At 56.0% G+C, this 9,556-nt stretch carries 10 protein-coding genes; 1 reads left to right on the forward strand and 9 read right to left on the reverse strand.

Annotated features, from left to right (window positions below; genetic code table 11):
- Positions 1-242: 242 nt before the first annotated feature.
- The 4 genes from L1D47_RS19360 to L1D47_RS19375 all read right to left on the reverse strand — a co-directional run bounded on the left by L1D47_RS19360 (position 243) and on the right by L1D47_RS19375 (position 3,897).
- Positions 243-770 (reverse strand): hypothetical protein, encoded by a 528-nt coding sequence (locus L1D47_RS19360; RefSeq protein WP_239886450.1) that lies wholly within the window; start codon positions 768-770, stop codon positions 243-245.
- 46 nt (positions 771-816) lie between these two features.
- Positions 817-1,188 carry a DUF2750 domain-containing protein gene (locus tag L1D47_RS19365; protein WP_041510311.1) on the reverse strand — a complete coding sequence of 124 codons (372 nt, stop codon included), beginning with the start codon at positions 1,186-1,188 and terminating at the stop codon, positions 817-819.
- Between the two features lie 103 nt (positions 1,189-1,291).
- Positions 1,292-2,401 (reverse strand): anhydro-N-acetylmuramic acid kinase, encoded by a 1,110-nt coding sequence (locus L1D47_RS19370; protein WP_239886451.1) that lies wholly within the window; start codon positions 2,399-2,401, stop codon positions 1,292-1,294.
- Between the two features lie 38 nt (positions 2,402-2,439).
- The gene (locus L1D47_RS19375) at positions 2,440-3,897 is read right to left on the reverse strand and encodes a peptidoglycan DD-metalloendopeptidase family protein (RefSeq protein WP_239886452.1); all 1,458 of its coding nucleotides are present in this window, start codon (positions 3,895-3,897) and stop codon (positions 2,440-2,442) included.
- A gap of 126 nt (positions 3,898-4,023) precedes the next feature.
- Here L1D47_RS19375 and tyrS point away from each other — a divergent pair, with 126 nt between their 5' ends.
- The gene (gene tyrS / locus L1D47_RS19380; protein WP_239886453.1) at positions 4,024-5,220 is read left to right on the forward strand and encodes a tyrosine--tRNA ligase; all 1,197 of its coding nucleotides are present in this window, start codon (positions 4,024-4,026) and stop codon (positions 5,218-5,220) included.
- A gap of 149 nt (positions 5,221-5,369) precedes the next feature.
- On the opposite strand, the gene L1D47_RS19385 is transcribed toward tyrS, so the two are convergent.
- The 5 genes from L1D47_RS19385 to mtnN all read right to left on the reverse strand — a co-directional run bounded on the left by L1D47_RS19385 (position 5,370) and on the right by mtnN (position 8,698).
- On the reverse strand, positions 5,370-5,819 hold the full coding sequence (locus L1D47_RS19385; RefSeq protein ID WP_235375386.1) for a nuclear transport factor 2 family protein: 450 nt from the start codon (positions 5,817-5,819) through the stop codon (positions 5,370-5,372).
- A 31-nt stretch (positions 5,820-5,850) separates the two neighbouring features.
- Entirely contained in the window at positions 5,851-6,471 is a 621-nt protein-coding gene (locus tag L1D47_RS19390; RefSeq protein WP_041510316.1) for a trimeric intracellular cation channel family protein, read from the reverse strand.
- Positions 6,468-6,857, reverse strand: a complete 390-nt coding sequence (locus L1D47_RS19395; RefSeq protein WP_041510317.1) for a DUF2721 domain-containing protein — start codon at positions 6,855-6,857, stop codon at positions 6,468-6,470. Before L1D47_RS19395 ends, L1D47_RS19390 begins: the two co-directional genes overlap by 4 nt.
- A 115-nt stretch (positions 6,858-6,972) precedes the next feature.
- Positions 6,973-7,956, reverse strand: a complete 984-nt coding sequence (locus L1D47_RS19400) for a cobalamin biosynthesis protein (RefSeq protein ID WP_239886454.1) — start codon at positions 7,954-7,956, stop codon at positions 6,973-6,975.
- A gap of 49 nt (positions 7,957-8,005) precedes the next feature.
- On the reverse strand, positions 8,006-8,698 hold the full coding sequence (gene mtnN, locus L1D47_RS19405; protein ID WP_239886455.1) for a 5'-methylthioadenosine/S-adenosylhomocysteine nucleosidase: 693 nt from the start codon (positions 8,696-8,698) through the stop codon (positions 8,006-8,008).
- Positions 8,699-9,556: the final 858 nt, after the last annotated feature.

Consider the following 9,556-nt stretch of genomic DNA (forward strand, 5'->3'; position numbering starts at 1 on the left):
CGCGGTGATCCGCCGCCTGCGCCTCTAATACCAATCGTAATAAACAATTGATCATTCTAGCTTGTTAAAACGCTCGATAACTGTATTAGTATTTTTAATTGTAGAATAACTACTTATCTAAAAATCCTGCTTTGTTCTCAAGCGTTTTTCCTGCACTATTTCTGATCACATGTTTACTGTGATTGGTATAAGGATTGATCACTGTAAATACTGTGATTGGTATTAGCCCCATACCGATTGGCTTATTTCATGATATTCATGCTGTTCTTGATATGGCAGTAGGCCTTTACCTTAGGGGTAAAGGCTATCCACACCTGCACCAGCGCGAGCAGTATCAGTACAGTGAACACTAACCAATCGGGCAGCTTGCCCTGCCAATCGCCCAGGTGAAAGGTCGACGGACCGGCCACCAGGTTGTCGGGGTCGTATAAGATCACCGGCAGCAGGCTCACCAGCGCGAGCTGGATAATGGTGTAGCCCCTTAGCATATAGAGCCCGGCTTTTTGCCGGCCCAGCACGGCAATCACCATCAGCAGGGTCAGCATGCAAAACAGTACCCCTTGTTTGGCCATCAAGCCGCTGACAGAGGCCAGTGTCAGGAGCAGCAACATCGCGAGCAGGCGCTTAGGCAGTCTGGCCTTTATCGGCTGCTGGTTGGCGGCCTGGGGGCTTACTGCTTGGACACTTTCAGCTAGGGCACTCTCTGCTTGTGCGTTAGCCGTTTGAGCAGCCTCTACTTGAGCTTCTGCCTGCGCTGTCGTCTCTGTCATCTCAGACGGTGACACCTTGTTCTCTCCCATGATCTTACAAGGCCGATTAGTGACGCTGCTTAGGCGTCAGGCGCTGTTCCAGCTCATAGGGCGGGATCACCACGCCGAGATCTTCCTGTACCGGGAAGACGGCGACAAACAGGTCGTCGTCCTGCATGCCGGGCACCCAGCGTTCCAGCCACTCATCCAGGGAGATGGCCAGTGGGATGCAATCTGCCCAGTCATCAATCGCCCACATCTTGGCGGATTCTTCACAGGGCCACATAGGGATGCAGTCTTCATCTTCGGTGGTCAGCATGACGCAGCCGTCGACATCCTGCAGTGTCCACAGGGTCTTGTTGGCCTTGGCTTGTTCGACGAGGTAGTCGTAACGGGCCTCAGGGGTCATCTGGCTAGCATCTTTTGCACTCTTGGTCATTGCTGTCTCTTCATTAATTTGCGGCAGGGCCGATTGGCGCTCATGATAACATCGCTTGCGCCCCTCGCTAACCGTTTTTTTACACGGGCTAGGGCGCTCTTGTTCAGTTGCCGGGGAATAGGCCACCGAGCACAGTTTCACGGCTGGCGCCCGTGACCGCAGGCAGGTTACCGGGCAGGCCGAGCTTGTGGCGCATGGCGAGCCAGGCGAAGGCGATGCCTTCTACCCATTGAGGATCTACCCCTAGGCTGGCGGTGGTATGTACCTGATAGCCGGGCAGTAGCTTGGCCAGGCGGCTGAGCAGCTCGGTGTTAAAGGCGCCGCCACCGCAGACATACAGCTCGGCCTTATCGGTGAGCTTGAGGCAGTCGTTGGCGATGCTGTGGCAGGTGAGATCCAGCAGGGTAGATTGAATATCCGCCTCATGCAGATAGCCAAAATCGGCGGTCTGCTGTTCGAGCCAGGCCTGGTTAAACAACTCCCGTCCGGTACTCTTAGGCGCGCTTAATGAGAAATAGGAGTGCGACAGCATCTGCTTGAGCAGTTGCTCGTCTGTCTTGCCGCTGGCCGCCCAGCCGCCGTCCTTGTCGTATGCCTCGCCCTGCACCTGCTTTATCCAGGTGTCGATAAGCGTGTTGCCCGGGCCGTTATCGAAGCCGATGACCGCGCTGGCATCGCCTGGCAGATAGGTAATGTTAGAGATGCCGCCTATGTTGAGGATCATCCGCTGATGGCCTGTGCGGGCAAACAGCTCCTGATGGAAGGCAGGCACCAAAGGCGCCCCCTGACCGCCCAGGGCGATATCTTTGCGGCGAAAGTCGGCGATGACATCTATGCCGGTGAGGGCGGCGATGGTGTTGGGGTCGCCAATCTGCAGGGTAAAGCCCAGCTCCAGGTTGGGCATGTGGCGTACCGTCTGGCCGTGGCTGCCGATGGCCATGATCTGCTGTCTGTCTATGCCACTCTTGGCCAGTAGGCCTTCGACGGCCTGGGCAAACAGCTTGCCGACGCTGCGATCCAGTATGCCCATACGGTTGATCTCATCTGAGCCCGATTGGCACAGACGCTGCAGTCCGCTCAGTAGATGGCTCGGCAGGGGCTCGGTATGGGTGTCGACCAAGGTGATCTTATCGTCGGTGAAGTCGACCAGTACGGCGTCGACGCCATCCATGCTAGTGCCCGACATCAGGCCGATATAGTAATGTTTGCTCATCTAGGTGTCCTGGGGTCTGTTGACCCGAAAAGAGAGACTCACTGGGAGGCCAATTGCACTTGCTTGTTTTGTTCAAGTTTAGCCATCAATTGCTTACTCAGGGCGAGGAAGCTGGATTTTTCCTTGCGATCTATGGGCAGAGACTGGGGCAGCTTGACCGTGCGCGGATTACGGTGCACGCCGTTAACGATAAACTCGTAATGCAGGTGGGCGCCGGTGACGCGACCGGTAGAGCCCAGGGTGCCGATGATCTGTCCCTGTTTTACCGTCTGTCCCTGCTTGACCTTGCGCTTCTTGAGATGAAGATACTTGGTGGTATAGGTCTCATTATGCTTAATGAAGACATAGTTACCATTGTATTGGTTGTAGCCGGACTTGATCACCCGGCCCTTACCCGCAGCCTTGATGGGGGTGCCGACCGCCGCCACATAGTCCACGCCTCTGTGGGCCTTGACCTGTCCGGTGACTGGGTGGAGGCGACGCGGATTGAAGCTTGAGCTGACATACTTAAAGTCCACCGGCGAGCGCAGGAAGGCCTTACGCATGCTGCGCCCCTCGTCGGAATAGTAGTTGCCGTCCTTGTAGCGCACCGCCGTGTAGCGATCGCCCTGGTTGTAGAACTCGGCGGCCAGGATATTGCCGTTACGCAGGAACTCGCCGTCGGCGTACTCCTCTTCAAACAGAATGGCGAAGTTGTCGCCCTGGCGCAGATCCAGGGCAAAGTCGATATCCCAGCCGAAGATGGTGGCCAGCTGCATGATCTGGTTGGGGGTTAAGCCCGCGCCGACACCGGCGTTCCAGAAGTTGCTGCTGATGGTGGCGCTGGCAAACTTGGTGCGGCTTTCCACCGTCTTCTTGATGATCTCTTCGCTGTAGCCCTTGTCATCCTTGCAGATCTTCAGGGTCGAGATGGGGTCTAAGTGGTAGACCACCCGCTTGAGCTGGCCGGCATCGTTTTTGACGATACTGATCTCTTCGCCGGGCAGGATCTTTAACAGGTTCTTCTTGGCCTTGGGCAGCAGGGTGATCTCATACACGTCGCGGGCGCTCAGGCCGGCGCGCTTAAACAGGGCCGCCAGGGTGTCGCCGCTGCGTACGGTAAAGTCTTCGCTGGTCTCGTTTTCCTCGTCTGGCGCGGCGGTCGCTGGGGCCGCTACCTGGGTCAGGGCGCTGTCGTTAAGGTCGAGGTTGCCGCTCTCTTGGGTATTGCGGGCAATCTCATCGGCGCTGGGCGGCTCGGGCGTACGAAAGGCCAGCGGTACGGGGTAGGCGTAGCCCTTGGTCTTGATGTCATTGTCTGAGTCTTCGCTGGACGGGCCGTTACCGGCCTGCTCGCCGAGGCGGATCTTACCCGACAGTGCCGTCTTGGTGTTGCGCGATGCCTCGGCATCTTCGGAGGGGAGAAATATCACGCCTATGGTGATCATCACTAAGACACTCAATACGATTTGATGCAATCTGGGTAACAGTTTTAAGAGTGTGATGATCTTTCCCATTGACTCCGATACCAATTTCTAACACTTAAGCCGATCCTGTTAGTGTACACTCTTTCATTTGTGCTGGCTAACAAGTAACATTAGTCCCCATTATTTACCTATCGGCTCTTAGGAGTAGCTGCCAAGATGGCTAATTTAGACCAAGCATTAGCAGAAATTAAACGTGGTACCGACGAGATCTTGCTCGAATCGGATCTGCTGGAAAAATTAAAAGAGGGACGTCCTCTGCGCATCAAGTTGGGGGCCGACCCAACCGCGCCGGATATTCATCTTGGCCATACTGTGATCCTCAACAAGCTGCGTGCCTTCCAGGAATTGGGGCATGAGGTGATCTTCCTGATCGGTGACTTCACCGGCATGGTGGGTGACCCGAGCGGTAAGAACAGCACGCGTCCGCCGCTGACCCGCGAGCAGGTCATGGCGAATGCCGAGACCTACAAGGAGCAGGTCTACAAGATCTTGGATCCGGCCAAGACCCGCATCGAGTTCAACTCGAGCTGGCTGGAAGAGCTGGGCGCGGCAGGCATGATACGTCTGGCTTCACAGCAGACGGTTGCGCGCATGATGGAGCGTGACGACTTTAAGAAGCGCTACGCCTCGGGTCAGTCGATTGCCATCCACGAATTCATGTACCCACTGCTGCAGGGCTATGACTCGGTAGCGCTGGAAGCCGACGTTGAGCTTGGCGGTACCGACCAGAAGTTCAACCTGCTGATGGGCCGCGAGCTACAAAAAGCGGCGGGTCAGAAGCCACAGGCGGTGATCATGATGCCGCTGCTGGAAGGTCTGGACGGCGTGAAGAAGATGTCCAAGTCTGCCCACAACTACATAGGTGTCAGCGAGCCAGCAGGTGAGATGTTCGGCAAGATCATGTCTATCTCAGATGACCTGATGTGGCGCTACTTCGAGCTGCTCTCTTTCCGTCCACTGGAAGAGGTAGCTCAGCTCAAGAGCGACGTCGAGAGCGGCACTAACCCGAGAGATGTGAAGATCGCCCTGGCGAAAGAGATCATCGCCCGTTTCCACGACGAGGCGGCTGCCGAGGCGGCGCATCAGGAGTTTATCAATCGCTTCCAGAAGGGCGCCATCCCGGATGACATCCAGGAGATTGAGATTGCCGCTGGCGACGGTATCGGTATCGCTAACGTGCTCAAAGACGCTGGCCTGGTCAGCTCGACCTCTGAGGCGATGCGTATGATCAAGCAAGGCGCCGCTAAGCTTGACGGCGAGAAGATTGAAGACAGCCGTCAGCAACTGAGCGCCGGTCTGACAGGCGTGTTCCAGGTGGGTAAGCGTAAGTTCGCCAAGATCACCCTTGTGTAACGACCTGGCTAACCCTTCGGGGATTAATGCTTAGATGAAATCGATAAAAAGGCCTGCAGATGCAGGCCTTTTTTATGTTCGTTTGACGCGAGCAACTTAGCGTGCAACTTAGCGTTCAGTATAGCGGGCATAAGGCTGGTGGTAGTGTGTTACTGGGTGGCGAGCTGGTCTTGCATGGTCTGATAGTCCATCAGATCTTCATGTTCCTTGACCCTGTGATTGGCCAGATCCAGCTTGACCGTGGTCACCCCTGGGATAGCCAGTTCGATCACCTTACCTGGCTTGCCAAACAGGCTGCCCGGGCCGCGATAGTGATAGTTGCCAATCATCACCACCAGAGAGCCTGAGTTGTACATGTGCTCTATGTTGAAGTCATACTCCAGCACGCCCCTATGGGCACGCTCGAAAAACTCTATGATGTTGCGCCTGCCTGTGTAGGTCTTGCTGGCGGTGCGATCCTTAAACACGCTGTCGCGGTTGTAGAAGGAGGCCAGGGTGCGATAGTCATGATCCGTCAGCGCCTGAATATACTTGATGGCCATCTGCTGCTCGGCAGGCATGTCACCGGGCCCCGCCTGGGCGGCGAGCGGCAACATCATCAGAATGCTAATTAAGAACTGCTTGATCATCTTATGTTTTCTTTAATTCAAACGCCGGAAGTCGTAGGTGCCACTTGATGGCCGCCAGCCGTATGACAAGCGCGCTTATCATGGCGATGGCCAGGGCCACCTTATCGGCCAAGCCCCAGGTGATGGCACAGGTATAGCTTATCCCGCCAAATATCGAGGCGGTCGCATAGATTTCGGTGCGCAATATCATGGGGATCTGGCGACAGAGTACGTCTCGAATAATGCCGCCTCCGACGCCAGTTATCAAGCCCATCACCACGGCAATCATGCCACTGAGGCCAAGATTGAGTGCCTTTTCGGCCCCGATCACGGTAAACAGCGCCAATCCGAAGGCATCGGCCACAGGTAGCGTGTATTGGGGTACCTTCTTGGGCTTGCGAATAAAGATAAGCGCGAGCAGCACGGTAGCCAATATCACTATGATGTAGTTGGGGTCGCGGATCCAAAATACCGGTGTGGTGCCGAGCAGGGCGTCGCGTATGCTGCCGCCGCCGATGGCGGTGACCGAGGCCAGCACTATCACTCCGAACGGGTCCATGCGGTGACGCCCGGCGGCTAGGGCGCCGGAGAGGGCGAAAACTGCCGTGCCGCAGAGGTCGAAAAAATAGATCCACTCCTTCATTGATCTAGCTCTTGCAGGTGGTAGTTGAGGGCATCGACCGAGATGCGGATCTCAAGTACAGACAGCACCAGGGAGTAGAGCAGAAGCAGCAGGCTGGAGCCGAAGATGATGGAGCCCGTCTTGTTGAAGCCGACATAGATGAAGATCATACACAGGACGCACAGGGCGAAGCTGGAGACGCCGGCCTCCTGCATGCGGCGGATGATGACGATGCGGCGACGCAGGTTTTGCAGCTGGCCCGAGTGAACCGGCGCACCGTCGGCGCTCAGGCTGCGGATCAGCGCCGCCAGCGAGAAGAAGCGGTTGGTATAGGCCAGGAGTAACAGAGAGATAGCCGGAAACAGCAGCGCCGGTGTGGTCAGGGAAATGTGAAGATTCTCAAACAAAGTGTTATGCCTATTATGTCGATATGTTGCCGCCAGAGGGGGAATAATACCAAGCGGTTTTGGCTTGTCTAGTTAAAAGGCGCCAAGCCAGAGGCGGCGTGACACAGAGTGGCGATTAAGCGTGCGCCAGGAGGCGTAGCATGGCCCACAGGCAGGGGATGAGCAGTACCGAGAGCACCCAGATGCCCTTGCTCAGGCGCAGCAGTTTCAGCGCCGCCGAGATGGTGTGAGGCGTGGGCTTGGGACCTGTGCCGATGCGGGCGATATCGACCCTCTGACCGGCAAATTTTTGTGGGCCGCCCAGCTCGGTGTCGAGCACTTTTGCCGCGAGGGCGCAGGTGGTCAGATGGTTGTTTATCGGCAGCGGGCTCTTGACGGGTCTCAACATCTGCACCAGGGCGCCTGGGCCACCCTGGATCGCCAGGGTGAAGTTCCAGGCCTGGGTGGGCAACCAGTAGATGAGGTAGCTCAGCAGATAGGCGGGGCGGCCGAACTCACGATATTGTGGGTTGAGGGCCGGCCAAGTGTATTCCAGCTGCTTGATCATCCGTGCGCCCAGTACCAGGGGGGCACCGCCGACGGCGTAGAAGAGGATGGTGGCGACCGTGCCATAGATGGAGGTGGTCATCAGCTTCTCTATGGTCGTCTTACTCATGCCGACCTCCGAGAGTTCTCGGGTGTCGCGATAGACCCATTGGCTCAGCAGGCGACGGGCGCGCTGCTTGTCTTGGCGCTCCAGTGCCTGGCCTGTTTCCTCCGCCACCTTGTGAAACTGCTCGTCGCACAGGCAGAGATAGAGAAACAGACACTCGAAGAACCAGGGGAAGGCTGCCAGTTCCAGCAGGAAGCTTAAGATCAGCCAGAAGGGCAGCACGAGCAGCAACACAGACAGGCTACCGGCCAGGCGCTGCTGGCCAGGGGAGCGATCGCTACGCGCCACCTTGGCCGACAGGCTGCGTGCCAGCAGGGAAAACCAGTAGAAAGCCTGATATTCCCGTGGCAGCGGCGCCAGCAGCGCCATGAAAATCGCCACCAACAAGATGGCAGCCCCTTGGTAGAAGGGGCTGTCGAGCAGTAGTTGCTGGATGATATCGTGCATCGGGTCGCTTAGCTCTTCGCTAAATGGCTACTGGGTGAGCGCCTGCGTCTTACAGGTGCTTCAGCAGCGAGATCACCATCAGCGCCGAATGATGGCCGGCTTTTACCAGGTAGCTGTCAAAATCTACCGGCGAATCGTTGTTGGCGTTGTCAGACAGCGAGCGGATCACCACGAAAGGCACCTTGAACTGGTGACACACCTGCGCAATCGCCGCGCCTTCCATCTCACAGGCGGCCATGGCCGGGAAGTTACTTAGCATCACCTTAGTGCGTTCAGGGTCGCAGATAAAGCTGTCGCCGGTGCAGATAAGCCCCTCGATCGCTTTTACCTCACCCAGATCCGCCACCGCCTTCTTGGCCGCCACGACCAGTGTTCTGTCTGGCATGAAGGCCGCAGGTTGCTGGGCCATTTGACCTATCTCGTAGCCGAAGGCGGTCACATCCACGTCGTGGTGACGCACCTCAGAGGAGATAACGATGTCGCCGATGGCCAGGCTGTCGACGAAGCCGCCCGCCGAGCCTGTGTTGATCACATAATCCGGAGCATATTTCTCAATCAGCAGTGTGGTAGCGACACTGGCGGTGACCTTGCCGATGCCAGAGCGGGTGACGATCACCTCTTTGCCCTCTAGCTGCCCGGCGACAAACTCTATGCCCGCGATGGTCTGGCTCTGGGTGTCTGTCATGGCCGAAATTAGGTGAGCGACTTCTGGCTCCATGGCGCCGATAATACCAATTTTCATTGAATGCCCTTTATGGTCTAGGTGGATCTGGCCGCGCGAAGGCACAGCCTGTCTTAAGATAATGGGCGCTAATATAGCAATAAAGTGGTTCGGTGGCGAGATAGGGGGACTCACGCCGAGACATCAGGCCTTATTTTCAATTGCCTGCGGCAATTCGGTTTCGCTAATTGAGCGTTAAACTTATTTGGTGTTGGAAGGTGGGGTTTATAACCATTAGGTTATGGTTTACCTATTGCCTGTGGCAGGTAAAGTTTATGGTTACCTCTATGCTGGCTTCAGGTCGTCCCCTAGTGAGCTAGCTACAAGCTTCTTGTAGCGTTATCCACCATTGTGACCAATTGCCTGCGGCAGGCTCATGTGCAAACACGCTTTTGGCACGCAGCGAGTCCATCCTTGGATGCTCTGCGAAATCATCCATGATTTCGAAGGCCAAAAGCGTGTTTACACCCGATTATCCATCTCTTTGATTTGACCGTATTTGATAAGCATAGGTATTTGAATAGGGTGTGAATGGCCAAGGTTTTGTGGAAATGAATATTGCCTGCTGAAGACCAATGCCACATAGTTTTGAATTGCTTGGCAGCAGGAGCAGTACATGGATGCACCAATTTTTTTTGTCGAGTAGACGACACTTGTTACCAAGTGCCGCCCCTCTAAGAACCGTACGTGCAACTTTCACTGCATACGGCTCAAGCCTCCACTAAGGCATCATTGATACCCAGCAACTTATAACGCAGTCGGGACAGGCTCTTTCCAAGAGTTACGAGCTAGCCTTTTAGATTTTCTCTTCACCAAATATTCTTGGTATTGAGGGTCAAAAGGGGTCGCTGCATTCTTGATTTTTACGTGTCGCTCGAT

Source organism: Shewanella sp. Isolate7 (assembly GCF_022398425.1).
Taxonomy (GTDB): domain Bacteria; phylum Pseudomonadota; class Gammaproteobacteria; order Enterobacterales; family Shewanellaceae; genus Shewanella.

What these genes read in the sequence shown, in the direction of transcription:
- L1D47_RS19360 (WP_239886450.1), bottom strand. Translation starts at nt 770, where the DNA reads ATGACAGAGACGACAGCGCAGGCAGAAGCTCAAGTAGAGGCTGCTCAA.
- L1D47_RS19365 (WP_041510311.1), bottom strand. Translation starts at nt 1,188, where the DNA reads ATGACCAAGAGTGCAAAAGATGCTAGCCAGATGACCCCTGAGGCCCGT.
- L1D47_RS19370 (WP_239886451.1), bottom strand. Translation starts at nt 2,401, where the DNA reads ATGAGCAAACATTACTATATCGGCCTGATGTCGGGCACTAGCATGGAT.
- L1D47_RS19375 (WP_239886452.1), bottom strand. Translation starts at nt 3,897, where the DNA reads ATGGGAAAGATCATCACACTCTTAAAACTGTTACCCAGATTGCATCAA.
- tyrS (WP_239886453.1), top strand. Translation starts at nt 4,024, where the DNA reads ATGGCTAATTTAGACCAAGCATTAGCAGAAATTAAACGTGGTACCGAC.
- L1D47_RS19385 (WP_235375386.1), bottom strand. Translation starts at nt 5,819, where the DNA reads ATGATGTTGCCGCTCGCCGCCCAGGCGGGGCCCGGTGACATGCCTGCC.
- L1D47_RS19390 (WP_041510316.1), bottom strand. Translation starts at nt 6,471, where the DNA reads ATGAAGGAGTGGATCTATTTTTTCGACCTCTGCGGCACGGCAGTTTTC.
- L1D47_RS19400 (WP_239886454.1), bottom strand. Translation starts at nt 7,956, where the DNA reads ATGCACGATATCATCCAGCAACTACTGCTCGACAGCCCCTTCTACCAA.
- mtnN (WP_239886455.1), bottom strand. Translation starts at nt 8,698, where the DNA reads ATGAAAATTGGTATTATCGGCGCCATGGAGCCAGAAGTCGCTCACCTA.